15 protein-coding genes are annotated in these 26,995 nt (G+C 70.8%); all 15 read right to left on the minus strand.

Annotated elements, in window-relative coordinates:
* Positions 1-233 (minus strand): GNAT family N-acetyltransferase (locus E1295_RS10180; RefSeq protein ID WP_484213998.1); only part of this gene is annotated, 233 nt, incomplete at its 3' end.
* Entirely contained in the window at positions 230-1,699 is a 1,470-nt protein-coding gene (locus E1295_RS10185) for an ABC transporter ATP-binding protein (protein WP_132629962.1), read from the minus strand. The genes E1295_RS10185 and E1295_RS10180, both read right to left, overlap by 4 nt.
* Positions 1,699-2,505, minus strand: coding sequence for an ABC transporter permease subunit (locus E1295_RS10190; RefSeq protein WP_132629964.1), 807 nt, complete (start codon positions 2,503-2,505; stop codon positions 1,699-1,701). Before E1295_RS10190 ends, E1295_RS10185 begins: the two co-directional genes overlap by 1 nt.
* The gene (locus tag E1295_RS10195; protein ID WP_132629966.1) at positions 2,502-3,425 is read right to left on the minus strand and encodes an ABC transporter permease; all 924 of its coding nucleotides are present in this window, start codon (positions 3,423-3,425) and stop codon (positions 2,502-2,504) included. The genes E1295_RS10190 and E1295_RS10195 overlap by 4 nt, the downstream gene beginning before the upstream one ends.
* Complete coding sequence (locus tag E1295_RS10200; protein WP_132629968.1) at positions 3,422-4,930, minus strand: ABC transporter substrate-binding protein; 1,509 nt, start codon at positions 4,928-4,930, stop codon at positions 3,422-3,424. Before E1295_RS10200 ends, E1295_RS10195 begins: the two co-directional genes overlap by 4 nt.
* A gap of 96 nt (positions 4,931-5,026) precedes the next feature.
* Positions 5,027-6,214 (minus strand): MFS transporter, encoded by a 1,188-nt coding sequence (locus E1295_RS10205; RefSeq protein WP_132629970.1) that lies wholly within the window; start codon positions 6,212-6,214, stop codon positions 5,027-5,029.
* A 199-nt stretch (positions 6,215-6,413) separates the two neighbouring features.
* Complete coding sequence (locus E1295_RS10210) at positions 6,414-7,304, minus strand: energy-coupling factor transporter transmembrane component T (RefSeq protein ID WP_132629972.1); 891 nt, start codon at positions 7,302-7,304, stop codon at positions 6,414-6,416.
* Positions 7,301-9,028 (minus strand): ABC transporter ATP-binding protein, encoded by a 1,728-nt coding sequence (locus tag E1295_RS10215; protein WP_132629974.1) that lies wholly within the window; start codon positions 9,026-9,028, stop codon positions 7,301-7,303. Before E1295_RS10215 ends, E1295_RS10210 begins: the two co-directional genes overlap by 4 nt.
* Positions 9,025-9,576: an ECF transporter S component gene (locus E1295_RS10220; RefSeq protein ID WP_132629976.1), complete on the minus strand. Its 552-nt coding sequence runs from the start codon at positions 9,574-9,576 to the stop codon at positions 9,025-9,027. Before E1295_RS10220 ends, E1295_RS10215 begins: the two co-directional genes overlap by 4 nt.
* Before the next feature lie 33 nt (positions 9,577-9,609).
* Positions 9,610-10,716 carry a saccharopine dehydrogenase NADP-binding domain-containing protein gene (locus tag E1295_RS10225; protein WP_166427163.1) on the minus strand — a complete coding sequence of 369 codons (1,107 nt, stop codon included), beginning with the start codon at positions 10,714-10,716 and terminating at the stop codon, positions 9,610-9,612.
* A gap of 14 nt (positions 10,717-10,730) precedes the next feature.
* The gene (locus E1295_RS10230) at positions 10,731-11,444 is read right to left on the minus strand and encodes a class I SAM-dependent methyltransferase (protein WP_132332493.1); all 714 of its coding nucleotides are present in this window, start codon (positions 11,442-11,444) and stop codon (positions 10,731-10,733) included.
* A gap of 13 nt (positions 11,445-11,457) precedes the next feature.
* Positions 11,458-12,228: a thioesterase II family protein gene (locus tag E1295_RS10235; RefSeq protein WP_132629980.1), complete on the minus strand. Its 771-nt coding sequence runs from the start codon at positions 12,226-12,228 to the stop codon at positions 11,458-11,460.
* A gap of 5 nt (positions 12,229-12,233) precedes the next feature.
* Positions 12,234-13,370, minus strand: coding sequence for a Gfo/Idh/MocA family oxidoreductase (locus E1295_RS10240; protein WP_132629982.1), 1,137 nt, complete (start codon positions 13,368-13,370; stop codon positions 12,234-12,236).
* Positions 13,367-18,868, minus strand: coding sequence for a non-ribosomal peptide synthetase (locus E1295_RS10245; protein ID WP_132629984.1), 5,502 nt, complete (start codon positions 18,866-18,868; stop codon positions 13,367-13,369). The genes E1295_RS10240 and E1295_RS10245 overlap by 4 nt, the downstream gene beginning before the upstream one ends.
* On the minus strand, positions 18,865-26,985 hold the full coding sequence (locus E1295_RS10250; protein ID WP_132629986.1) for a non-ribosomal peptide synthetase: 8,121 nt from the start codon (positions 26,983-26,985) through the stop codon (positions 18,865-18,867). The genes E1295_RS10245 and E1295_RS10250 overlap by 4 nt, the downstream gene beginning before the upstream one ends.
* Between the last annotated feature and the right edge of the window lie 10 nt (positions 26,986-26,995).

Genomic DNA, 26,995 nt, shown 5'->3' on the forward strand with positions numbered 1-26,995 from the left:
GGGTGGCGGGGGCCCTGCGCGCGTACCGCGGTCGTCCCGATCACCTGCCCGTCATGGACGGCGACGAACAGCGCGTGGCGCGGCCGCCGCAGGTAGACCTCCTCCAGTTCGATGACGTCCCGGTGCCATTCGGGCCGGTAGCCGTAGCCGAGGTCGTGGTAGAAGGTGTCGAGCATGACGCTGCGCGCGCCGTCGAGGTCCTCGGCGCGTGCGGGGCGTACGTCATAGGTCATGGGGTGACTCCTGTTCCGGCCGATTCGCCCAGCAGGGCCTTGGTCAGCGGGTGGCCGGGCGACCGCAGGATCTGGGCGGCGGGCCCGTGCTCGACGAGCCGGCCCTGGTCGATGACGGCGACCCGGTCGGCGATCCTGGCGACCACGCCGAGGTCGTGGCTGATGAAGATGAGGATGAGGTCCAGGCCGGCGAGCAGGTCGAGGATGGCGGCCTGGTTGAGCGTGTCGAGCCCCGAGGTGATCTCGTCGCAGATGAGCACCTGGGGCCGGGCCAGGAGGGCGCGGGCGAGCGCCGCGCGCTGGAGTTCGCCGCCGGACAGGCGATGCGGGCGGTGCCGCGCCACCTGCTCGCCCACCCCCATGCGTTCCAGGTTCTCCAGCGCCTCCGTCCTGGCCTGGTCGGGCGGCAGGTTCCGCAGTCGCACGGCGGTGCGCGCGACCTGCTCGCCGACAGGGCGCCACGAGTCGAACGAGGCGCGCGCGTCCTGGAAGACGTACTGCACCAGGGCGCGGTGGGCCCGGGTGCGCCGCCGGGGTTGCGGCGGCAGCGGGGCGGCGTCGAGGATCACGTCGCCGCCCGTCCAGGAGTGGAGGCCGGAGACGCAACGCGCCAGGGTCGTCTTGCCGCTGCCCGATCTGCCGACGATTCCCAGCCGTTCACCCGCGGCCACGTCGAGGGTGACCTGGTGCACGGTGGGACGACCTCGATGCCCGGCGGTCAGCGCACGGACCTCCAGCCGGGGTGTCTCCGGGAGGGCCCGGGCCGCCACGGCGGCCCGGGGATCGGGCTGGGCGGCCACCAGGGCCCTGGCGTAGTCGCTGCGCGGTGCGTCCAGGAGGACGGGACCGGATTCGACGACCCTGCCGTCGCGCAGCACGACGATGTCGTCGGCCAGCGCGCGGACGACATCGAGGTCGTGGCTGAGCAGGACCAGCGTCACCCCGATGCCGCCCAGCGTGGTGACCAGCTCGCCGCGGGTGATGGCGTCCTGCCCCGTGGTTGGCTCGTCTGCCACGATCACCTTGGGGGCGGCGAGCAGGGCCTGTGCGAGGACGAGCCGCTGCTGCTGCCCGCCGGACAGCTGGTGCGGGAAACGGCGCAGGAAGGCCCGGTCTGCGGGAAGCCGCGCGGCCTCCAGCGCGTCGGGCACGGCCGTGCCGTGCAGCCGCGCCACCTCCCCGAGCGCCGAGCCGATCCTGCGCACGGGATTGAGCACGGACGAGGGGTGCTGCGGGATGTAGCCGACGGTGCCGGGCGGCGCGGGCCATGCTCCCGCGACCCGGATCGTCCCGGTGACCTCGGTTCCCGGCGGGTGCTCGCCAAGCAGGGCCAATCCCGTGGTGGTCTTGCCGCTTCCCGACGCTCCCACCAGAGCCAGCACGCCGCCTTCTGGAGCGGTGAAGCTCACCCCGTCCACGAGCGTCCGGGTGGACGAGCGGACCCGCAGGTCCGACACCTCGATCATCACTTCACCGCCTCCTGGGCCGGTGGCGCCGCGACTTTCCGCCTGCCGTCCAGCGCGCGGTCGAAGGTCAGGTTCAGCCCGACGGTGAGCATGACGATCAGCGTCACGGGGGCGAGCACTGACCAGGGATTGAGGAACAGGCCCGAGCGGTTGCGGTCGATCATCACAGCCCAGTCGGCGGCGTCGGGCGAAACCCCGATGCCCAGGAACGCGGCGGCGGCCACCAGGTAGAGGGTGCCGGTCAGGCGGGTGCCGAGGTCGGTGACCAGAGTGCGCAGCGCCGATCGGCCGACGAACAGCACGCCGGTACGCCACCGGCCCTCCCCCTGCAGCCGCATCGCCTCGATCGCCGTACCGCTGGCGGACTCCAGCGCCGCGGCCCGCGTCACGCGGGCGACGTCGGGCAGGTGGACGAGCATCAGCGCCCACACCAGGACCGAGCCGGACCCGGTGCTGGCCAGCAGGATCAGCAGGAGCAGCGACGGGATGGCCAGCAGCAGGTCCAGCGGGCGCATCAGCAGCTCGTCGACGGCACGTCGCCGGGCGGTCGCGGCGGCCAGCCCCCACGGCACCCCCAGCAGGTAGGCGCCCCCGGTCGCGGTCAGCGCGACCAGCATGAGGTTCTGGCCGCCGAGCAGCACCTGCCGCCAGACGTCCCGCCCCGCGAAGTCGGTGCCCAGCGGGCCGTCCTGGGCGAACGCCGGCCCGTTTCCCGCCGCGTCGGGCGCCAGCCACGGGCCCGCCACGGCCAGCACGAGCGGAACCGCCACCAGCAGCAACGGGATCGAGATCGTCAGCCGCCTCATGCGCGGGGCACCAGTCGGAACGCCACCAGGTCGGCGGCCAGGTTGACCAGGACGGTGGTGGTGGCGAACAGCACCGCCAGCCCCTGGATGACGGGCAGGTCGCGGTCGGCGACCGCGTCGACCAGCACGGTGCCCAGTCCCGGGATCACGAAGGCCGCCTCGACGACGATGACCCCGCCCAGCAGCCAGTCGACGGTGCGTGCCAGCTGCTGAACCGCCGGCGCCAGCGCGTTGGGCAGGGCGTGCGCGTACCGGGCGCGTCGCGTCGAGACGCCCAGCCGGAGCGCGTGGCGGGTGTAGCCGGCGCGCAGCGCGTCGATCATTCCGGCGCGGACCAGCCGGCCGGTCGACGACAGCGGCCGGGCCAGCAGCACGAGCAGCGGCAGCACGAGAACCGCCGGTCCGAGCCCGTCGATCGCCGTCGCGGGTAGCCAGCCCAGATAGGCGCTGAACACGGCGATCAACACCATGGCCAGGGCGAATTCGGGCACCGAGTACAGGGCGACGCCGGTGGAGGTCAGCGCCCGGTCCAGCAGGCCGCCCTCCCGGATCGCCGCGCTCACGCCGGCCACCACCGCCAGCGGCATCAGCAGCGCCAGCGTGAGCCCGGCCAGCAGCAGCGTGGGCTCCAGCGCACCCAGGACGATCTGCGACACCGGCAGCCCGGACACGATCGAGCTGCCCAGATCCAGTCGCGCGAGCCCCGCCGCCCATTCGGCGAACCGCTCGGGCAGAGGACGGTCCAGACCGAGCTCGGCGCGGATCTGCTCGACCCGGGCGGGGTCGGGCGCGTCACCCGCCAGGATCACCGCGGCGTCCCCTGGCAGCAGCTCCACCAGCAGGAAGATCAGCGTCGTGACCGCCGCCACCTGCGCGCCTGCCAGGGGCAGTCGTCGTACGGCGTAACGGGGCAGGCTCATGCCAGGCGGACCTTGTCGAAGCGCGCCCAGTCGAGCGTGTTGAAGGGGGCGCCGCGCACGCCGGTCACGTTCTCGGCGGTCGCGACGATCCCGTCGGAGAATCCCCAGATCAGCAGCCCGCCTTCGGCGTGCAGGATGCGCTGCATCTCGTGGAAGGCGTCCTCGCGGTCCTCCTCGCGGGGCGAGGAGACGGCCTTGTCGTAGAGGGCGTCGAACTCGGGGCGGGCCCACCTCGTGGCGTTGGTGGTCGAGTTCGACAGCAGGCGCTGGGAGATGTGCGTCTCGATCGGCATGGCGCCCGACCGGAAGCTGACCAGTGTGCCCTTGGTGAGGATGTCGGACCAGTAGGTGTCCTTGTTCCCGGTGATGAGCCTCACCTCCAGCCCTGCGGCGCGGATCTGGTCGGCGAACACGGTGGCGGCCTCCACGAAACCGGCCGACGCCTGGGACGTCGTCAGCTCGATGACCGTCCCCTCGGCCCCGGCCTTCCTGATCAGCGCCCTGGCGCGGTCGAGGTCCGGCTCGCGCTGCGGGATGTCGGCCGCGTAGTGCAGGTAGTCCTTGCCGAACAGGTCGTTGCCGATCTGCCCGGCGCCCTGCATCGTCGTGTTCACCAGTTGCGTGCGGTCGGCGAGCAGGAACATCGCCTCCCGCAGGTCACGGTCGTCGAACGGCGGCCGGTCGACCTTCATCGCGAACGCCTGGGTGTTGCTGTTGGGCGAGTGCACGAACCGGGCGCGGGAGCCGTGCTGGCGCGCGGTGGCCGACGTCAGGTCGTGGGCGTACTCCACCTGCCCGCTCAGCAGCGCGTTGATCCGGGCGGACTCCTCGTTGGCGATCAGGAACTCCAGCTCCTCAATCTGCGGGGCTCCTTCCCAGTAGCCGGGGTTGCGGGCGAGCACCACCGACCGGCCGGGTGTCCACGACTTGAACCGGAACGGCCCCGAGCCGACCGGCTGGGAGAAGTCGCGCAGCCCTTCCGGGATGATGTACGCCCCGAACGCGGCCATGACGTTGGGGAACTCGGCGAACGGCCGTTTGAGCACGAACTCCACGGTGCGGTCGTCCACCGCCCTGCTGGCGCCCAGGTCGATCAGGGCCAAGCTGGACTTCGCGCGGAAGGTGGCCGTCGGGTCGAGGATGCGCGCGTAGCTGGCCAGTACGTCCTGCGCCCGCACGGGCTCGCCGCCGTGGAAGCTCGCCTGCCGCAGCGTGATCCGCCATCTGCGCAGGTCGTCGCTCGGCTCCCAGCTCTCGGCCAGCCGCGGCCGCGGGGCGACGTCGTCCCCCAGGTCGGCGAGCTTGTCGAACATGGCCTTCGACCGGGCGGCCTCCACGAACAGGTTGGCCCGGTGCGGATCGAGCACCTCGGTGGCGCCGCCGCCCGCGAACGCAGCGCGCAGCCTCGCGCCGCCGCCGGACGACGAGCCCGTCCCGCATCCGGCGAGGAGGGCGGCGCCGGCGGTGGCTCCAAGGAAACCGCGTCGGCTGAGGTGGTCGTGCATGAGTGCTGCTCACTTTCAGTGATGACGTACGTCAAGGACCGGCAGTGGCCCGCGGCGCGGGGACAAGAGGAGTCGGGACATGCGGGGCGGAGGAGGTCACGAAGGCTCCGGCGCGCGGCGGCGGGCGTGTGCCGCGGCGCCGGCCGCGCACGTCAGGCCGATGGCCGCGCACACCAGCGGCCCGCGCGGCCCGGCCCAGCCGATCACGACGGTGCTCACGGCGGCGACGACCCCGGAGACCATGTAGAACATCCCGAAGTACGTCCCCGACCGGCTCGGCCCACCGGAGGAGCCGACCACGTCGTACACGAACGGCTGGGCCATCATCACGCCCACGGCCAGCGCGAGCACGGCCACCAGCACCGGCACGGGACCCGGCAGCAGCGCCGGCGCCAGGAAACCGAGCCCCATCACCGCCATGCCGCCCGCGATCGCCCCTCCTCTGCGCCGGTCCAGGAACCGGGTAATGGGCACCTGCAGGACCAGCGTGACCACGGTGGAGATCACGAACACCGCCGCCACCGCCTCTGGCCTGCCGGTGGTGCGCTCGGCCTCCAGAGGGAGCACCAGGTAGAGCTGGTTCTGCAACGCGTACATCCCGCTGAGTGCGAGGGCGAAGCCCAGGAAACGGCGGTCGGCCAGGCACGCCCGCCAGTCGCCGAGCAGGGAGGTGCCGCTCGGCGGGACGTCGCGCGCGGGCAGCACCAGCGCCTGCGCGACGGTGAGCACCAGGAAGATCAGCGCGGCGGTCACCGCGACGACGCGGAAGTCGGCGAGCAGCAGCACCGCGCCCAGCACAGGACCGCACAGCGCGCCCGCCTGCGCGAACACGTTGAACAGCGCGAACGCGCGAGCCCGGTCGGGAGCCTCCACCGCGATGTAGGCCCGCACTGCGGGATTGAACAGCGCACCCGCCAACCCGCTGAGCACCGCCGCCGCCACCAGCACCGCGAGGCCGTCGCCGAAAGCGAACAACCCGAAACCGGCGGCGCGGAGCCCGCAGCCCGCGATGATCACACGACGTGCTCCCAGCCGGTCGGCCGCCGTCCCGCCGATGATGAACAGCCCCTGCTGGGCCAGGTTCCTGACGCCCAGGACGATCGCCGTGGCGGCGACCGACATGCGCAGGTCTCCGGTCAGATGTGTGGCCAGGTAGGGCACCAGCAGGTAGAAGCCCACGTTGACGCCGAACTGGTTGACCAGCAGCAGCCGTACGGCCACGGGAAGATCGGCCGTCTCGCGAACCCTCCGCAGGCGGCGAGGCGCCGTCCACGGAACCTGCATCCGCCCGCCCTCTCCGTATACGTCATGGTCGCGCTCGGCGGATCCCGCCAAACGGCTGACATGCTAGCGAATATGGAAACCATTATCAATTTCTCGCGCAATGGTACATATGCCGCACATCGGTACCGGCGCTGATGACCTCGATGGGGCTTGGCTGCGGGTTACGCCGGACGCAGACCAAGCTGCACCAATGGGCGTATCACCCCCGATTTCCTGGCACTGCGGACGGATACACGGTCCCCACCAGCTCGAGGTGCCCCAGCACGGCACTCAACCAGAAGAGCCCCGCCACCGCGACCATACCGAGCGTCATCACGAGGGCGTCGAGCCAGGTGAAGCGGGTGGGGACGCGATCTTCGCGGGTCGGATGGGCGCCGAATCCGCGGGCGTCCATGGCGAGCGAGATCCTCTCGGCGTGCCGAATGGTTCCGGCCATCAAGGGGATGAGCATGTGGGACGCGCGGGTCAAGGCGCCCAACGGTCCCCGCCGCTCACGAACGCCACGGATCCGGTGTGCCGCGTTGATGATCGCGATGTCCCGGCGCAGCCGGGGCACGAAGCGCAGCGCCACCAGCGCGGGATACACGTACCGGTAGGGGATCTTGAGCTGGTTGACCAGCGCACCGGCGAGCTCCGGCCCCGGGGTTCCCGCGCCACCCAGTACGGTCAACGAGATCAGCCCGGTGACGCGCAGCACCGTCGCCGCGCCCGACTCGAGCGCGCCGGCGTGCACGGTCAGCGGCCCCACTTCCAGAACCACCTGAGTTCCAACGGAGATCTGCGGGGCAGTGGTCAGCGCGAACACGAGGACGGTCCACGTGAAGACCATGGCTGCGACGGCGGCGCCGATCAGGAACCTCAGCGGCCGGGGCCGCGTCACGGCGACGGCGGCCGTCAGGGCGAGCACGGTGAAGACCAGAGGCGTGAAGACGTCCCGGACGAACAGCAGCACCACCATCGGCGGCAGCACGATCGCAATCTTGGCCAGCGGGTTGATCCGGAGCCGGGGCCGTTGGCCCGGATGTCCCGCCGTTCCCCGGTCGGGAGCGGTCTGGGAGGCGTGGCCGGTGGCGATGGACTGTCCCGTCATCGCAGCCGCGGACTGAGGTCGGTGAGCCGGAACGCTGTCTCCCACCGGGGCCGGCCGGGGGCCACCGCGGTGGCAAGCCGGCGCACCGGCGGGGGAAGCAGCCCTGCCCTTTCCAGCAGCGCGTCATCGCGGAGTACGCCTTCGACCGGGGCATGAGCGAGCAGCTCGCCGTCGGCCAGCACCGCGACGTGGGTGGCGTGTTCCGCAACCAGTTGCAGGTCGTGGCTGACGATGATCACGGTGGTGCCCGCGGTGTGCAACGCGTCGAGCAGGGAGAGCAGCTCCGCCGCCCGCGCCCGGTCCTGGCCGAACGTGGGCTCGTCCAGCACCAGCAGCTCGGGCCCGCAGATCAGCGCCGTGGCCACCGACAGGCGGCGCTTCTCTCCGTGCGAGAGCATGAACGGGTTCACATCCTTGTATCGGGCCAGGTCGAAGCGCTCAAGCATCAGGGCGACCCGCTCGGTCACCTCGTCGCCGGGAAGGCCACGCACGAACAGCCCGTGGGCGAGTTCCTCGGCGACGGAACCGGTGACGAACTGGTGCTCGGGGTTCTGGAAGACGTATCCCACGCGATCACTCAGCTCCCGCGCCGAGAGCCTGGAAATGTCTGCCCCGTCGATGCGGACTCGCCCCGGGGGCGGCCGTAGCACGCCCGCCAGGCATCCTGCGAGCGTGCTCTTGCCTGCGCCGTTCAGCCCGATCACCGCGAGATAGGCACCGCGCGCAACCGAGAGCGAGACGCGGCGAAGCACGTCCGCGCCGCCCAGCCGGACGGTCAGGTCGTCCACTCCCACCAGGGTGGTAGCCATGATCTCGGTGGGGGACGACTGCGCGTCCCGCTCATCGACCTGTCCCCGTGAGAGATCGGTCACGGGTTCCTCACGCAGGACCGAGGCAAGGCCCTCCAGGGTCAGCGGGGCATCCCGCGGCGCGTCGCCGTACAGCCCGAGCCGCCGGGCGGCCTGCACGGCCGTGGGCCCGTACACCCCGAGTGCGTCGAGTTCGTCGGCACGCCCGGCGAGAACCTCGGCCGGGGTGCCCCTCAGCCGCACCTTTCCCTCCGCGTCGAGGACGACGACCCGGTCCGCGATGACGACGGCGTCGTCCAGGTCATGCTCGATCAGGATCACGCTCGTCCCGTGCTCCGCCACTCTCCCCAGAAGGTGGTAGAAGTCGCGGGTACTCCTGGGATCGAGGTTGGCGGTCGGCTCGTCAAACACCAGGACGTTCGGCCGGGTCGCCAGCGCACAGGCGAGCGCCAGCTTCTGCCGCTCGCCGCCGGACAACCGCGTCGGATCCCGCAGCGCCAGCTCCGAGGTATCAGCCAGCCCGACCTCGGCGAGGACGGCCATGGCACGCGGCTCGATCTCCGCTCGGGGGGTCAGCAGGTTCTCCAGGCCGAAGCACACCTCGTCCAGCAGAGTCGCGCAGACGATCTGGGCATCGGGATTCTGGAACACCATTCCCACCACGTCACACAGCCGTCCGGGCGGATGATGGGCGGTGTCCCGTCCAGCCACGCGAACCCTGCCGCGCAACTCGGCCGGGACGCTGTGCGGGACGAGCCCGTTCAGTGTGAGGGCGAGGGTGGACTTCCCGCACCCGGACGGCCCCAGCAACAGCACGACCTCTCCGACGGAGACGTCCAGGTCCAGCCCGCCTCCCACCCATCCGTCCGACGTGTCGTAACGGACCGCGACGCCTTCGGCCTCGATCAGGGTCATGGCGTCCGGCTCCGGCGGGGGCCGACCCCGATTCCCGCGGCAGCGAGGCGACCAACGGACAGGTACGACAGCCAGGCGCACAGGACGCAACTCGCCACCGCGCCGCCGACCACAAGGGCGACGATCACGGGCCGCATCTGCCCGAGCCCCAGCGGCCCCCACCCCATCGCGGCGTTGGCGAGGCCGATGAACGCACCGGTTCCCAGGAAGATGGCGACGGGAAACCGCCGGTATCGGGTGATCAGAAAGGGGAGTTCGATGACGAGTCCCCAGAAGAGCATTGTCGCCGCCAGCGCCCAGCCGTACCCGGTAAGCGGTCCGGAGACCAGCCCTGCGACGACGTTCGCCAGAATCCCCACGCCGAATCGGCGCAGCAATCCAACGGCCACGTATGCGGCCATCCCCCAGAGCCCCCACGTCACCGCCCCGAGTAACGGGTAGGTCATGGTCATCGCGAGGGTGTAGATATTGGCCGGGATGAGCAGCAGGCCGAACACCACTCCCACCGCAGCCGCGATCATGATGGTGCGTGTCGAGTAGCCGGTCATGAGTCTCTTTCGTTTGGTTGGATGTGGTGACCTTCAGAGCGCGCCTTCGTCCATGAGGTCGGCCCCCATGTCCAGGTCGTCGATCACTTCGAAGGCGGCCAGAGCGCCGGAATGCCGTACCCCATCGATGACCGTCTCGGGATCGAGTACATCGGCCGCGTAGTGCACGCCGGGCGGGATCCGGCCTTCGGCCACCGCGTGGGTCGTCAGGCCGGCGACCACGGCGATCAGCCGGTAGGCCTCCTCCGTCCGCAGCGCCACGGTGCGGACGGAGTGCCGGCCGGCGACGTCGCCCGCCATCCTGAACAGCAGGGCGTAGTACGGCAGGCGCCCGAACATGTCGAGATCGGCCGCGCGGGTGAGCTCGGCGACAGCCGCCTCCATCTCCTCGTCTGTCCACGGCGGCCGGCCACGCATGCCGGTGAAGGCGCTGAGCAGCCGGTCGCCAGCGAAGACGTTCCAGAAGTCCATCGACGCGGCTCCGATCGCGGAGGCCAGCCGTTCCGACTCACCGCCGAAGAACGGCTGCAGGGTGACTCGGTCGGGGAAGAAGGGCAGTTCAACGTCCGTGACGGGACGCAGCACCCCCACCTCGATCTTGCCGTTCCGCCAGCCGGCGAGGGCCTGACCGTAATGGTCCCCTGAGTCCCCCCGCATGCTGAGGATCATGTCGGTCGCGCTGCCTGGGCTGCACCGTTCGAGGCCCCCGATGTAGGTGGTCAGCGCGTCCACGCGATCGAAGCCGGCGGCCATCCAGCGGGGGATCAGCCCGGACAGCCCAGGCAGGACGCCCGCGGAGAGCACCGCACGGCGAGACGCAAGTCCGAGCACGGAGAGCCGTTCGTGCACCGGCTCGTCGCCCGAGACGTCGACGTAGTCCGCTCCCCCGCGCAGGGCCGCCCGCGCGAGGGCATCGAGGATCAGATACGAAGGGCCGGCACAGTTGAGCACGGTGTGGCAGCCCGAGCAGAACCGGTCCATGCTCTCCGGGTCGTCGAGATCGAGCCGGTGCACGCTCGCATCCGGGAGTGTGGCCGCGATCCGCTCCAGCTCGGCGGGGCGACGACCGCCCAGCCGGAGCGGTCCGGCACCAAGCCCGGCCAGCACCGAGACCGCGCGCCTTCCGACGGTCCCGGTCACGCCGGCCACACCGATCATCCGCCCGCCCGCAGGAGACCCGCCTGGAGCGTGAGCCGCTCGGCGGTCAGTCCGGTCTCGCGGGCGAGGTCGTCGAGGCCGAAGGTGTGCCACTGACTGGTTCCATGGACGGTGCGGACCTCACCCTCCTCACCGGTGATCCGCCAGGTGGTGTTCAGCACCATGAGGTCGTCCTCACCGGGCTCCCCGCGCAGCGTGGCCTCGTAGAGATGCTCCCCGATACGTTCTTTCGCGTACGGCATCGGCGGCAGCGTCTGTGGTTTCTCGATGGGAAGCAGCTCGACGACGACCGGGGCGCCGGGAGCGAGACGGGGCAGCAGCCTGTCCCACAGGCGCGCCCGCTCGTCGCGGTCGAGCATGCCCAGGACTCCGTAGAGCACGACGGCCGACAGCGTCTCCGGGATCGCCATCCCCTGTGCGTCATCGGCGAGGATGGTGACGCGGGACCGCAGATCGTCGTCGGCGACGACGCGGTGCGTGAGGACGGTTCGCATCACGAGGTCGGGTTCGACGGCGACGATCCGGGCGCCGGGCACCGCCTCGGCGATGATCTGGACTGTCCTGCCTGTTCCCGCGCCGACGTCGAGGATCGCACCGGCCGACGGGTCGACCTCGGCCAGGACCGAGCGCAGCGCGTCGCCTCCCTCCGAATGCGTGCGGGTGACGACGTCGTAGAACTCGACGGCCGGGGAAATGAGCGTGTCTTTCATGGAAGTCCGCCAATCATGGGGCCGGGGGCAGGGGGTCGGCGATCGGGCTGAGCGTCTCGGCGATGAGACCGGTCACGGCCCTGCGGTGTTCGTTCAGGAAGAAGTGGTCACCGGGAAATGTGCGCAGGCGCATCTCCCGATCGGTGTAGCGCGACCAGTCGCGCGCCTCGACCAGGCTGAGTTCCCCGTCGTCGATGCCGGCCAGCACGGTGATCCGAACGGGCAGCACGACGTCCGCGCCCGGTCGGTAGGACTCGATGAGCCGGTAGTCGCTCCGGATGATCGGCAGCACGAGCGCCGCCAGTTCCGGCTCGGCCAGCAGCTCCTTGTTGGACGGGCTCAGCCGGATCAGCTCGGCGGCGATCCCCTCGTCGTCCAGGCTGTGGACGGTGCCGTCGCGGTGATGGACGGGGGGCTCCCGTCCCGAGACGAACAGGTGCACCGGTGGCGGCAGGCCACGCTGGAGCAGCATGACCGCGACCTCGTAGGCGATGGCCCCGCCCATGCTGTGGCCGAACAGGGCGTACCGGCCCCGGGTGAGGGGGGCGACCTCGTCGGCGATCCTGGCCGCTGCCGTGGGGAGGTCGTGGACATGGGGCTCGGCGTATCGGTCCTCCCTGCCGGGGTACTGCGCGATGTGCACCTCGATCCGCTCGCCGACCAACGCGGGCCAGGCCCGGTAGGCGCTCGCCGAGCCGCCGGCGTGCGGCAGGCAGATCAGCCGGCAGCCCACTGCCTGGCGCGGCTGGTAACAGCGCAGCCACCGGCCCGCAGGCTCCGTCATCCTCCTCACCGTCCCTCCTCCTGCAGTTCGGCGAGCAGTTCCGGCAGCGGCAGCGGTTGGGGCTCCGGCGGGTGGATCGGCTCCGGCGGCCCGAGCCGGGCCGACAGGTCCTGCCACTGTGCGGTGAGGCTGAGCGCCCACTGCGACCACTTCGCCGGCTGGGGGGCATCCGCCGAGCCGGCGATGTCCTGCTGGAACTCTCGCAGGGCGTGCACCACGGCGTCCGGCCAGACCCGATCGAAGATCTCGAGAAAGGTCGGGTCCTGTGCCCCGGGCGCCATGGCACCGTCGAGGCGCTGCGTACTGGACACACCGAGGCGACCGGTCTCCGGGCCGCTGAGGACCAGGCGTCCGGTGGCGTCGCGTTCACCGTGCAGGCGCGGGCTCCACAGCACGGGCCCGTGGGTGTCGGCCAGAGAGAGCACACCGCCTTCGAAGCCCACACTGACCCGGTGCAGCAGCAGCGCATGGTTGTCGAGGTCGGAGGGGTTTATCTGGTTCTGCACGCGGAGCGTCACGGGCACTTCGCCGATCACCCCGTGGACGGTGGTGTAAGGAGCGGGCGTTCCCGCGAGCGCCGCCAGCTCCGGTGGGACGGTGTCGGGGTCGGCGAAGCGCCATGGCCGCAGCCCGCCCACCGCGCGCCCGACGATGTCCAACAGCGAGGGGAGCACCTGGATCGCGCAGGCCGCGTCGACGAAGAGCGGTCGCTGACGCCGCCGGGCCACCTCTGCGGCGTCCAGGAAACGGCGGACGGGCGCGAGGTGCGGGTGGAAGGCGTTCACCCGGTAGTGCACCCCGTGCTCACGGGCCGCCCGCAGGCACGACTCCAGTTCGTGGCGGTGCAAGGGAAGTTCCTGCATGACGTGGATCCCGCGGGCCAGCAGCCGCAGGGCCAGCTCGGTGCCGTCGCCGCCGCCGGTCCCGCCTGTAACGACCACGCAGGCGATGTCCACGTCTCCGGGGAGATCGTCGACGTCGGTGAAACAGGTGACGCCGTGCTCCGAGGCGATACGCCGGGACTGGTCGCTGCCCCGCGCCAGCACCCCCGCGAGCTCCACGTCCGGCGAGCTCTGCACGGCCCGCAGGTGAATGCGGCCGAACCCCGTGCCGCACACGATGACTTTCGGGCGCCGGGTCATCGCCCGGCCCTCGCGAGCAGGTGGGCGAGCTCAGGCGCGTTCGACGCGGACATGCAGCCGAAGTGATCGCCGGGGAGGTCGTGCACGGAGATGCCGCCCATACCGATTCGCTCCCAGAAGCGGCCTACATCGGCCCTCGAACCGGGCAGCAGGGTCGACGAGCCGCTGTTGCGCAGCAGCGTCATCGGTCCGGCGTAGGGGTCGGCGCGATGGCGGCTGACGGCGAGCATGCTCTGCCGGAAGACCTCGAAGAGGCGGGCGAACTCCGCGAGGGTATAGCTCCCGGAGTTGTAGGCGCCCTCGGGGGTGGCGACCCGGTGGATCGCGGCGAGCCGCCGCGGCCGGTCGTCTCGGGCGAAAGCCCTGAACGACGAGCCCACCGCGGCGTGCTCACCGTTCAGGGAGGTGAGGCAGCCGTCCGGGAGTCGCTCCGGCGTCGTCGCCAGGATCTCGCGCACCGCCCGGCCGATCACCTCGGCGTCATGCGGCAGCCCGAGGGCTTCGAGGTCGGCGCCCATCGATTGGGCGAACAGGTACTCCACCATCAACTCGTCGTCCACCGCCGGTGGCTGGTATGAGCTGATCACCATCAGCCCCTCGACGGTGGCACCCGCCTCGATGAGCGTGCGGGCCACCTCGGTCGCGAGCAGCCCACCGAGGCAGTATCCGACCACGGTGAAGGTGGAGCCGTGACCCAGCAGTTCGCGCGTGTAGTCGGCGGCCAGCCGGTCGATCACCGCCTCGGGAGGCAGCGCGAGGTAGCGATCGAAATCGGTGATCTCCAATCCGAGCAGCCCATCGCGGCCGACGGCTCGCAGCCTCGCCAGCAGCGGCTGGTACGGCTGGAGCGTGCCGGTTCCCGCGTGCACGAAGACGCACAGAGGCTCGCCGGATCCGGCGCTCTCGCTCAGCACGACGACGGGGCATTCCCGCTTCTCGGCCACCGCACCGGCGCCACCGGACGAGCGCAGGTAGCCGGCGAGACCCCGGACCGTGGGGTCATGCAGCATCCGGCGGGTCAGCAGTGCCCACTCCACTCCTGCGGCCTCGGGCACCTGTTCGCGGAGGCGTCCGACCATGCGTGACAGCAGGAGTGAATCGCCGCCGAGGGAGTAGAAGTCCTGTTCGCGGCCGACATGCTGGACGCCGAGCAGCTCACCCCACAGCTCGGCGATACCCCGCTCCAGGTCGTCGGCGAGCGTCTGGCCGGTGTCGATCACCTGGTCCCCTTGGCTCGCGGGGAGCAGGCTCGCGAGCGCGGATCTGTCGAGCTTTCCGTTCGCCGAGCGTGGCAGGGCGTTCACCAGCTGCACCGTCGCCGGCACCATGTACTCCGGCACCTGGGCCGTGAGGTGCGCCGTGACCTGCTCCGCCGTCGTATAAGCACGGCCTGCGTCGAACCGGGCGAGAAAGGCGCCCTGCCCCGCCAGGCCCAGCGCGCTGTCCTCCGGAGGGAGGCAGATCAGATCCTCTGCCCCCGTCTCAGCCAGAAGGTCCAGCCACTGGTCCCGTGTGAAGAACGCCCGCCCCGTGCGGACGCGGTCATCGGTGAAGCCCTCGCCCGTGAACTCGAACTCCATCGACACGAGCTGCGGATAGTTGTGCGGCCGGGTCGGCTCGATGAACACCAGCCAGCCGCCGGGGGCGAGCATCTCCCGCAGCCGTGCCAGCACCTCCGCCGCGTTCAGGGCGTTGTGCAGCACGTTGGCGCAGAGAATGACGTCCGCGCTGTTGGACGAATAGCCCTGGGCCCGGAAGTCGGCGTTGACGTCGAAAAGTCCGTACCGCATCCAGGGATGCTCGCCGAACGTCCCGCGCGCCTCGCTCAGGAAGAACTCCGAGATGTCAGTGAACAGGTAGTCGGGTGCGAGATCGGCCACAGCCGGCACCACGTCCGCCGTCGTCCCGGCTATGCCGGCGCCCACCTCCAGGATCCGCAGAGGGCCCGCACCGGCGGATCGCCGACCGTGCCGTTCGGCGATCCGCCGGAGGGCCGCCGCGACGATGCCGTTGATCCCCCGCGCGACCAGGTTCTCGCGGTAGACCGCCCTGGCGGCGCCGAACTCGCCGTCAGGGAAAAGGGCCTCGCGCACGTCGAAGTCCCCGCGGAGCAGGTCGCCGAGGCGGTCTCCACAGGTGCGGATCAACCGCATGAGGCCATCCCCGTAACCGACGCGCTCCTCCAGCTCGCTCACCCGATCCCAGGCCATCGCCACCGATCCCTGGTCGGCGGGGACGAGGTCGTGGAACGTGCCCGCCTCCTCGTCGAATCTCACGGCCTCCGCGGCGACCAGGGCGTCGAGCCAGCGCCGCAGGAGTCTCCGGTGCCGGTCCGCGACTCCGGTGGCGTCGGCGATCTCAGCTGCCGTGTGCCCGGCTCCGGGCGTGGCGAAGAGCCCGCTCGCGCGCAGCTGCGCTGCCATGGCCTGAACCGCGGCCGTGTCGGTCTCTTGCATGAGGACGGTGAACGCCTCGGCGTCCAACGCCTCCTCGACCGTTCGCCATGCCGTGGCTGCCGCGTCGATGACGACTGTGAACTCCTCAGTGCTTCCGGCCGCCTGATCGAGCACGTCGGCGGGCCCGAGCTCGGCGAAGGCGGCGAGCCTTCTGGCGTCGCCGTCGCCCACGGCGAGCACGGCCGCGTCGGCGAGGGCCGGATGGGACCGCAGCACCGCCTCGATCTCCCCGAGTTCCACCCGATGTCCCCGCACCTTGACCTGGGTGTCCTCCCGCCCCAGGAATTCGATCACGCCATCCGGCAGGTAACGTCCGAGATCACCGGTGCGATAGAGCCGGTCGCCGGTGACCGGATGGGTGATGAAGCGCGACGCGGTCTTCTCCGGATCTCCGAGATACCCCTGCGCCAGGCCGGCGCCGCCGATGTAGAGCTCACCGGCCACCCAGTCCGGGCGGTCACGCAGGGCGTCGTCGAGGACGTGGAACGTCTGATTGGCCAGCGGCCTGCCGTACGGGATGCTTCGCCAGCCGGGCCTGACCTCGTCGATCGGGTAGACGATCGACCAGATGGACGCCTCCGTGGCGCCGCCGAGCGCCACGATGCGCAGGCCGGGCAGATGTTCCCAGACCCGGCTGGGCAGACTCACCGGAATCCAGTCTCCCGACAGCATCGCCAGCCGCAACGTGGCGGCGCGCCCCCCTGCGTCGGCCAGATACTCCTGGAACATGCGCAGCTGGGACGGCACCGAGTTCCACAGCGTGACGCCGTGCATATCGATGAGATCCGCCCAGTGCGAGGGGTCGGCGCGCCGGTCAGCGTCCGGAATGACGACCGTGCCACCCGCGGCGAGGACGCCGAAGATGTCGTAGACGGACAGGTCGAAGCCGAGGTTCACGATGCTGAGCACGCGGTCCTGCGGCGCGACGGCGAATCGGGCGTTGATGTCCGCGATGGTGTTGGCCGCTGCCCGATGGCTGATCACGACGCCCTTGGGCGCGCCGGTCGACCCGGACGTGTAGATCACATAGGCCGGGTCGTCCGGCGAGGCCAGGCGGGCGGGAAGCTCGGGTGATGCGTCGTCCAGGCCGATCGCGTCGACGGCGATGGTGCTCATCTCGGCCGGCAGCTGATCGCCCGCCTCGCTCCACGACTGGGTCAGCGCGAACCGGACCCCTCCGTCGGCGAGGATCCGGTCGCGGCGCGCTCGCGGCTGCCCGTGGTCGAGCGGCAGGTAAACGCCGCCGACGAGCAGCGCGCCCAACACCCCGGCCACCTGCTCCACGCCCTTGCTCATGACCACTGCGACCCTGTCGCCGGGTTCGCATCCGGCGGCCCGCAGCCGGGAGGCGATGGCGGCCGCCCTCGCGTACAGCTCCCCGTAACTGAGCGTCGTCCGCGCGTCGGCGACAGCCGTACGGTCCGGCGTGTCCCGGGCATGGTTCAGGATCGGCTCATGCAGAAGGTGGTCGGGCAAGGGCGCGGAGGCGTCGTTCGCCTCGGTCCTGCGCACGCGCTGGCCGGGCGGCAACCGCACGGGGTCACCGTCCTCCCATGCCTGCTCCGTGGTGGCGAGTGCGGCGACCAGGGTGGTGAACGCCTCGAACGCGTCTTCGGCGAGCCCTTCCGGCAGCACGTCCCACCGGACATCCCAGACGAGCAGCGGCGGGCCGCCCTGCTGCACGACCTGGCAGTCGATCCACACCTGCGGCGTCTGCGTCAGGCCGTTCAGGAACCGGCCCATCGGCTCCCGTTCCGGAGAGGCGCCTGAACCCAGGGTGCTGGTGAACACGACGGGCATCAATGCCGGTCGGCCCCGCCGCCTGGTCAGCTCGGCCAGCACGTCCAGCCCGGTGAAGAGGCGATGGTCGAGGTCGTCGAAGAGCCGGGAGGTGAGGGCCTTGGCACGTTCGGCGAAGGACGGCCCCGCGTCCAGGTCGACGGCGAGCAGGCTCACGGTGGTGAAGTCGCCGACGACGGACTCGATCCGTTCGTGCAGCGGAAGACGGTTGAAGATCGGCAGGTTCAGGGTGAACCGGCGATTGCGGGCCCACCGGCCGATGGTCTCCGCGTAGGCGGCGAGCAGGGTCCCCGACTCGGTGACGCCGTGCCGCCGCGCACGTTCGCGCAGGCCTGTCCATTCGTCCTGGAACAGTTGCCGGCTCAGGCGGCGGAACCGGGCCGGGCCGACCTCCTGCCATGGTTCTGAACGCGGAAGCAGGTCGCCCAGCATCGGCAACTCGGGCGCCGGAGGCAGGTCGTCGATCCGGTCGAGCCAGTAAGCCCGGTCCCGGTGGAAAGAGGGGCCGTCGCGCAGCGACCGCTCCGCCATGACGTAGTCGCGGAACGTGGCCGCCGGTGCTCGTGGCGGCTTCTCGCCGAGCAGGAGCTGATCCAGCTCCGCGAGGAGAAGCTGCAGGCTCGCGGAGTCGACGACCAGGAGCTCGATCAGCAGGTGCAGCACGGTGACGCGATCGGTCACCGTGGTGTGCAGGGCGAACAGCGGCCAGGTGCCAGTGTCGCCGACGCTGTCATGCAGCTCTCGTCGGATGGCGGCGACATGGTCCTCGGCCCGGGCATCGGGCGCCCCGCTCAGGTCGGTGACCGGAATCGCGTAGTCGTCGACGGACGGGAGGATCCTCTGGTGTCCTTCGCCGTCCACGACCGCGCGCAGCATGTCGTGGCGCCGGACGAGCTCGTTCCAGGCACGTTCGAGGTGCTCAGGCGCGACCCCCTCGTAGGCGATCTCGAGATATCCGGTACAGGCGACACCGCCGTACTCGAACGTCTGGTGCCGTCCGAGCAGGTAGGCCGACTGCATCTGGGTCAGAGGAAACGGCTCGTACCGGGCCGCGGGGTCGGTGACCAGCGTGGCCGTGTCCGCCTGGAGGTAGGCCAGTAACTCGGCCTTACACGCGATGAGCCGGGCCTTGCGCTCTTCGGTGAGGACCCCGCGCGGTGCCCGATAACGAAGCCGGCCGTCCTCGGCCCACAGCCGGACACCGAGCTGGCCCAGCTCGGTGACCAGGTCACTGACTGTCATAGCGTTCCGTCCTCCAGAGCGTCCGATGCGATGAGCTGCTCGTCGATGTCGCGGGCGAGGACGGCGAGCACGGGAGCGGCGAAGAACGCACGCAGCGAGAGATCGACCCCGAACTTCTGGGCGGCTCGCTGGAGCATCCGGGTGCCGCCCAGCGAATCGCCACCCAGCACGAAGAAGTTGTCGGTCCGGCTCTCGGGGGCGCGGCCGAGCAGCTCGCCCCACAGCACGGCCAGACTTTGCTCCACCTCACCTTGCGGCGGGCCGTCGGGCCCCACGTCGTGCGCGGTCCTTACGTCCGCGTCGACCGGAGCGGGCTCAGCCATGGGTTCGAGCGCGCCGGGCATCGATGGATCGATCGGCCGCGTCCAGTCCGCCCTGGTCAGCCGTTCCACCAGCTCCAGGTAGGCGGTGAACGCGGTGTCCACCAGGCCGCTGGGGAACAGTTCGTCGACGCTGTCCCAGCTCAGCAACACGCCGTCCGGTAGCTCGACGGCTTGGTGGTCGAGCCAGACCTGAGGGGTCTGGGATCGGGTGTGGTCGGGCCACCGGACCGTGCGGGCCAGGGCGTCGTCGATGCCGAGCATGCTGGTGAAGACCACCGGAACCGCCTGCGTGAGCCCGGCGTTCTGGCGGGCCATCTCGCGCAGCACGCGCACGCCCGAGATCTCCTGGTGGTCGAGGTCGCGCCAGACCTGCTCCTGGAGGCGGCGCACCCGTTCCAGCCAGCTCTCCTCCGGCCGCCGGCGGTAGGCCACCAGCAGCAGCGAGGTGAAGTCGCCGACGACGTGGCCGATGTCGGGGTGGACGTCGCGCCGGTCGAACAGGGTGAGGTTGACGGTCAGGTCCGGCTGCCCGCTCCAGGCCGAGAGCACCTCGGCGAAACAAGCGAGCAGCAGCACCGACGGTGTGAGCCCGTTGAGCCTCGCCTGCTCGGTGAGGGCGTGCCAGGCCGCCCCGTCGATCTTGCTCTCTCGGCGGTGGAAGCGGGGGATCTCGACCTGGCCGGGGTCCTTCAGGACCGGCAGCCGCGGACCGGGCGGCAACTCGGCGGCCCGCCTCAGCCAATACGCCTCGGCCGCGGCGAGCCGGCTCTCGTCGGGTTGTGCCTGGAGCACGTAATCGCGGAAGGTGATGCCGATCGCAGGAAGCTCGACGTCCGGATCGGCGGTCAGGCGCTCCCACTCAGCGAAAATGATCAACATGGACAGCCCGTCCACCACCAGGTTGTCCAACGTCACACACAGCCGAACCGACCCGCCGCACCGCACAGCACGGATGTCGAACAACGGCCACGACCCCGGATCCAGCAGCCGCCGCGACATCTCCTCCCGGACCCGCTCCACCACCCGCGCGTCACCGTCCACGACCGCGAACCGATAGCGCGGCACCCGCGGCAGCACCCGCTGCGTACCGTCCTCCTCGACGACCGCCCGCAGCATGTCATGCCGGACCACCAGCCGATTCCAGGCCTCCTCCAACCGGCCCAGATCCCCCTCCGCATGCTCGTACTCCACATAGAACTGCGCGCCGACCCCACCCAGCACGAAATCCGACTGCCGCCCCAGCCAGTACGCCTGCTGCACCTCCGTCAACCCGAACGACTCGAACCGGCCCTCACGATCAGCCACGACCGACTTCGCCGGCGACGCCTCACCCCACTCCAACGTCGCGGCGAAATCCGCCAGCCCCGGCGACACGAACAACGCGGCCAGCTCCGCACCGCCCAACCCCGCCCGCCGCAACCGATCCACCAGCCGCGTCGCCAGCAAACTGTCCCCACCCAAGGCGAAGAACCCATCATGACGACCCACCCGCGACACTCCCAGCAGATCACCCCAGATCCCCGCCACCGTCTCCTCCACCACCCCGACCGGCGCCTCGAAACCGCGTTCCGGGGCACGGTCGGCCCTGCTGGTCAGCGCCGCCCTGTCCACCTTGCCGTTGGCCGTCAGGGGGAAAGAGGCGACCGAGATGATCTGCGCGGGTATGGCATGCGTGGGCAGTCGCTCGGCAAGGAACTCCGCCAAACCGTCGAGGCCACCGCTCCCTTGCACGAACGCGACCAGACGCCTGCGGTTCCGTTCTCCCGGAGCGACGCACACGGCCTGCGCCACTGCCGGGTGCGCCGCCAGGGCGGCCTCGATCTCCCCGAGTTCGATCCGGTGCCCGCGCACCTTGACCTGTGTGTCCCTGCGGCCAAGGAACTCCAGCGTGCCGTCAGGCCAGTACCGGCCCAGATCACCGGTCCGGTACCAGCGCCCCGCGTCGTCCTCGACGAACTTGTCCGCCGTCCGCCCCTCGTCGCCCCGGTATCCGGCGGCGACGCCGATTCCGCCGATCCACAACTCACCGGGCACCCAGTCCGGGCAGTCACGATCCTCCTGGTCCATCACGCGGAACCGCTGGTTGCGCAGCGGATAGCCGTACGGAATCGACGACCATTCCGGGTCCACGTACGTCACCTCGAAGGCGTTCGACCAGATCGACGCCTCGGTCGCTCCTCCCAGCGCGACGAAGTCGCAGCCCGGCACCAGCGAACGGAGCCGGCCGGGCAGGTCCAGGCCGACCCAATCTCCCGACACCATGGCCAGCCGGAGTGAGCCGGGCAGCGAGCGGTCCATCTCCGCCACGGTCACCAGCATCTCCAGCAACGCGGGCACGGTGTTCCACACCGTCACCCTGTGCCGGCGCACCAGTTCCACCCAGCGTTGCGCGTCGCGGCGATCGTCCTCACCGATCAGCACCAGCGCGCCTCCGGCGCCGAGCAGCCCGAAGACATCGAACACGGACAGGTCGAAGTCCAGTGCCGAGACGGCCAGGACCCGGTCAGCGGGGCCGACCCCATAACGCTCCACGATGTCGTCGACCGTGTTGACCGCACTGCGGTGGGAGATTTCCACCCCCTTCGGCTCACCCGTGGAGCCGGAGGTGAAGATCACGTACGCGAGTGCCTCAGGGGCGACCGCCACCGGGCTGGACAGCGGCTCGCACTGGTCCGCCCCGGCGAGGTCGTCGAGCACGGTGACGACCCCGGCTCTCTCCATCAGACTCCGGCGGCGCAACTCGGGCTGGTCCACCCCCACCGGCACATAGACTCCGCCGGCGGCGAGCGTTCCCAGGACCGCTGCGATCTGGTCCGGCCCTTTCGGCAGGCTGACCGCCACCGGATCCCCGGGCCTCACTCCTCGACCGGCCAGCAACGCCGCCACCCGCAGGGCCCGATCGGCGAGGACACCGTAGGACACCTGCTCCCCGTCGCGGCACAGCAGCGCCGTATGCCCGGGATCGGCCGCGGCGCGTTCGAAGAACGCCTCGTGGAGCAACCGCCCCGATTCCTGGCCGGTCGTCGCGTTCACCCGCTCCCGGGCCAGGCGCTGTTCCACGGGGAGAGCCATGACCGGACGCCGCGACCAATCCTCTTCGTCGCCCAGCCACACCAGCAGGTCCCGGTACGCGGCGAACATGGCGTCGAGCACGCCTGGCGGAAACAGCTCGTCGACGGCGTCCCACACCAGCTGGAGTTCACCTTCGTGTTCGAAGAGCTGGTGGTCCAGCCATACCTGCGGGGTCTGCGAGGCGCCCCCCACCCAGCGCGGAAACGCCTCGGGCAGCCCGGAGAACGGCTCCCCTCCCAGGCCGAGCGTGCTGGTGAAGACGACGGGGAACGCCGCGGAGGGGGCATCCGTGCCACGGGCCAGCTCGCGCTGCACCCAGATCGAGGACACCGCCCGATGCTCCAGGTCCCGGCCGAGCCGCGCCTGAAGCCGACGCGCCGCCACCAGCCATCCCTCCCCCTTCACGGGCCGGTACTCCAGAGGCAGCAAGGTGGTGAAGTCGCCGAGCACCCGGCCGATGTCGGGGTGGACGTCGTGCCGGTCGAACAGAGTGAGGTTGACGGTCAGGTCCTGCCGGTCGCTCCACCTGGACAGCACCCGTCCGTAGCATTCCAGCAGCACCACCGACGGTGTCAGGCCGTGCTCCCGCGCCCGCTCCTTGATCTTTTTCCACCGGCCGGCCGGCACGCCGGCCGCGCGTCGCGTGAACCGCGGGCGGACCGCGGCGGGATCGGCGTCGAGAGGCAGCTGAGGGCCGGGCGGCAATTCGGCCAGGCGCTCCCGCCAGTAGGCCTCGGCCGCCGTCCGGTCCGAGGGGGGTGTGTTCATCACGTAATCGCGGAAGGTCACCCCTATCGGGGGAAGCTCCGCGGCGGGCTCGGCATAGAGCTGCGCGAGTTCGGCGATCATGGTGTTGACGCTGAGCGCGTCGAACGCGACCGCGTCCACGCTCACGGCCAGCCTGGTACGGCCGTCACCGTAACGGACCGCGCGCACGTCGAACAGCGGCCACCGTCCGGGCTCACCGGCCCATCCGTACAGGAACTCCGGATCGGGGACGGCCGCGTCAAGGACCTGGATGGTGACCGGGGGCGTCTCGGGCAGGATCCTCTGGGTGCCGTCGTCCCCGATGACGGCTCGCAGCATGTCATGCCGGGCGACCAGCCGCTCCAGGGCCTGGCGCAGCCGGTCCAGGTCCACGCCCGCCCCGTCGAAGGTGAGCCGGAAGACCGCGGGAACGCCGCCGAGCGCGAGCCCCTCCGAGCGGCCCAGCCAGTACGCCTGCTGCACCTCGGTCAGCGGGAACGGATCGAAGCGGCGGCCGGCATCGGGGACGAGCACCGGCGGCGCCTCGCCCGCACCTGGGGTCAGGGCCTCGGCGAACTCGGCGAGTGCAGGCGTCTCGAACAGGTGGGCGATTTCAGCGCCCCTCATCCCTGCCTCGCGGAGCCTGTTCACGAGCCGGGTGGCGAGCAGGCTGTCCCCGCCCAGCGCGAAGAAGCCGTCCCGGCGGCCGACCCGTTCCGCACCGAGCAGCTCGCGCCAGAGCGCCGCCACCGTCTCCTCGACCACCCCCACGGGCGGCTCGAACCCGTCGTCCCGTCCGGCGAAGGCGAACGCCGCGTGGATGGCCTTGCGGTCGATCTTCCCGTTCCCGGTCAGGGGGAGGCCTTCCAGGACGCGAATCACTTCGGGAACCATGTATCGGGGAACCCGCTCACCGAGCCAGTGGCGCAGGGAATCCGCTTCCAGCCGACCCGGCGTTTCGGGGTCGGATGCCACGACGGCCGCGGCGAGCCGGGGGCCCGCCGCCACTTGCACGACAGTGGCGATCGCCCTGCCCACGCCCGGGTGGGCGGCCAGATGCGCCTCGATCTCCCCCAGTTCGATCCGATGCCCGCGGATCTTCACTTGGTGATCGGAGCGGCCCAGGAACTCCAGCGTTCCATCGGGCAGGTAGCGGGCCAGGTCACCGGTGCGATACCAGCGTCGGCCGTCCACCTCGACGAATTTCTCCGCTGTCCGTTCCGGATCACCCCGGTATCCCCTCGCGACGCCGGGGCCCGAGACCCACAGTTCCCCCGGCACCCAGTCAGGACGGTCCTCCCCTCGCGCATCAGCGACCCGGCACCGCATGTTGCGCAGCGGACGCCCGTACGGCACGGCCCGCCACGCCGGGTCCACCTGATCGACTTCGCGGACCGTGGTGTGAATCGCCGCCTCGGTCATCCCGCCGAGCCCGGCGAACCGGCAGCCAGGGACAAGTTCGCGCAGGCGCCCGGGCAGGTCGACGGTGACCCAGTCGCCCCCCAGCATGACCAGCCTCAGCCGCGATCCCGGAAGGTCCCGTGAGCCGGCCACGAGCAGCATGTCCAGCAGCGCCGGCACACAACTCACCACCGTCACGTCCCATCGGCGCAGCATTCGCGCCCACGCGCGTGCGTCCCGGCGCTGCTCCTCATGGAGTACGGCCACACTGCCTCCGCGGGAAAGGAAGGCGAACATGTCGTAGGCGGACAGATCGAAGTCGAGCGACGAAAGCGCCATGGTCCGGTCCGAACCGTCCACGCCGAACACGTCATTGACCGCGTCGATCGTGTTGGCGACGGCTCGGTGCGGCACCTCCACGCCCTTGGGCACGCCGGTCGAGCCGGAGGTGAACAGCACGTACATGACCGACTCGGGGTCGACGTGTGCGATGTCCGGCAGCGGCGCGAACCTGACCGCGTCCTCCATGGGGATCGATGTGATACCCGGCGGCCAGTCATGTTCCTGGTCGGTCAGAACATGCGTGACACCCGCCGCGCCGTACACCTGAGCGCGTCGCGCCGGAGGAACGTCGAGCCCGGAGGGCACGTACGCCGCCCCGGCGGCGAGCGCCCCGAGCACGGCGATCACCTGGTCCGGGCCCTTCGACAGGGTTATCCCGACCGTGTCCCCTGGCCGGATCCCACGGGCGTGGAGCAGGCCGGCGACCCGGCGGGCCCGCAGCGACAGCTCCCCGTAGGTCATCGATCCGTCCGTGCCGCCGTCCCCCGGCGTGGTCCAGACCAGGGCGATCCGGTCGGGCCCATCCTCGGCGAGCCGGAAGAACCGCTCCTGGAGGGGGACTCCGACGGTGGGACCGTCGTTGTCGTTGACCCGCTCGCGCACCGGCCGCTGGGCGGCGGGCAGACCGCGCGGAGCCGGCGCGTCCCACGAGGTGCGATCCACGATCAGCGCCTCGACCAGATCGACGAACGCCTTGAACATCTCGTCGAGGAGGCCGGGCGGGAACACCGATTCGCGGGCGTCCCAGTTGACCAGTAGCCCTTCGTCGAGTTCGGTCGCCTGCGCGTCCAGCCAGACCTGCGGCCCCTGCGAGATGATCCATGACGGCTGCCCGAAGCACCGCCGTACATCAGGTGCGAACAACTCGCCGAGCTCCAGCGCGCTGGTGAACACCACGGGCGCGAGCACGACCTCGCCGCCGTTCGCCCTGGTCAGATCGCGCAGCACCTCCACCCCGGTGTAGGCGGCGTGGCCCATCGCCTCCCGGAGGTCCTTCTGCACGCGGGCGGCCCGGGCGGAGAACGGCATCGCCTCGGCCAGGTCCACATCGAGCAGCACCGAGCTGGAGAAGTCCCCGACGAGCCGGCCCACGTCGTCGTGAAGAGGCTCGCGGTCGAAGGTCGGCAGGTTGAGCAGAAACCGGTCGGTGGCGCTCCACCGGGCGATCACCTCGGCGAACGCCGTCGCGAGGACCATCGCGGGGGTGAGCCCGCGCTGGTGTGCCCACTCGCGTAGCCGCTGCCGACCGGCCGGTGCGATCCAGTGATGCCTGCGTACCACAGTCGGCCTCGCACCCGCGCTGTCGTCGGGGACGACGGGGAGGGCCGGCGGCCCGGGAAGGTCGGCGAGCCGCTTCCGCCACCATGCGGCGGCCTGCTCGCGCTCCTGGCGGCTGGTCGCGGCACGTTCCGCGCGATACCGGGGATAGCTGTAGCCGAGCGGGGGCAGGTCGGCGTCCGCCCCGTTGGTGTACAGCTCGGACAGGTCCGCCAGCAGAACCCTCAGGCTGAGCGCGTCGGCCGCCACCATGTCGAGGTTCACGTGCAACCGGCTGCCGCCGTCGAAGAGGCTGAGCTGGATGTCGAAGACCTCGCCGGACGCGATGTCCATGATCCGGTGGGAGAGCGACTCCCTGGTGGCGGCGAGCCGCCGCTCGGCCTCGGCCGTCTCCATGCCTCGCAGGTCGTGAACGCGCAGGCCGGGCCAGTTCGGCTGCTCGCCGATCCGCTGACGCCCGTCGTCGCCGATCCTGACCCTGAGCATGCCGTGGCGGGCGAACAGGGCCCGCCACGCCGGTTCCAGCCGCCCCGGGTCCACGGCGGGGCCTCCGCTCGTGTCGAACTCCACGTCGAACTCTGTGTAGAAGTGCGCGGCGACTCCCCCCAGCCGCTGGTTCTCGGCCCGGCCGACCCAGAAGGCGTGCTGCATCACCGCGAGATCGAACGCCCCGGCCTCGTCGACGTCCGGGCGCGGCGCGGTGATCTCCCGGCGTCGGCCGCTCTCTCGGATGACCGACCACCATTCCCCGACCGTCGGGTGTTCGGCGAGGTCGGCGAAGCCCACGGCGACACCCTGCCGTCGCAGCCAGCCCACGAGCCGCATCAGCCTGATCGAGTCGAATCCGAGTGTGAAGAGGTCGGTGTCCTCTGACACCTGCTCCGCCGAAACCTCGGCCAGTTCGCCGACCGCGACGCGGAGATCATCCAGGCTGACGGACAGGGGCTCATTCATGTTCGATCCC

The sequence above is a fragment of the Nonomuraea mesophila genome (assembly GCF_004352805.1).
Classification (GTDB): Bacteria; Actinomycetota; Actinomycetes; order Streptosporangiales; family Streptosporangiaceae; genus Nonomuraea; species Nonomuraea longispora.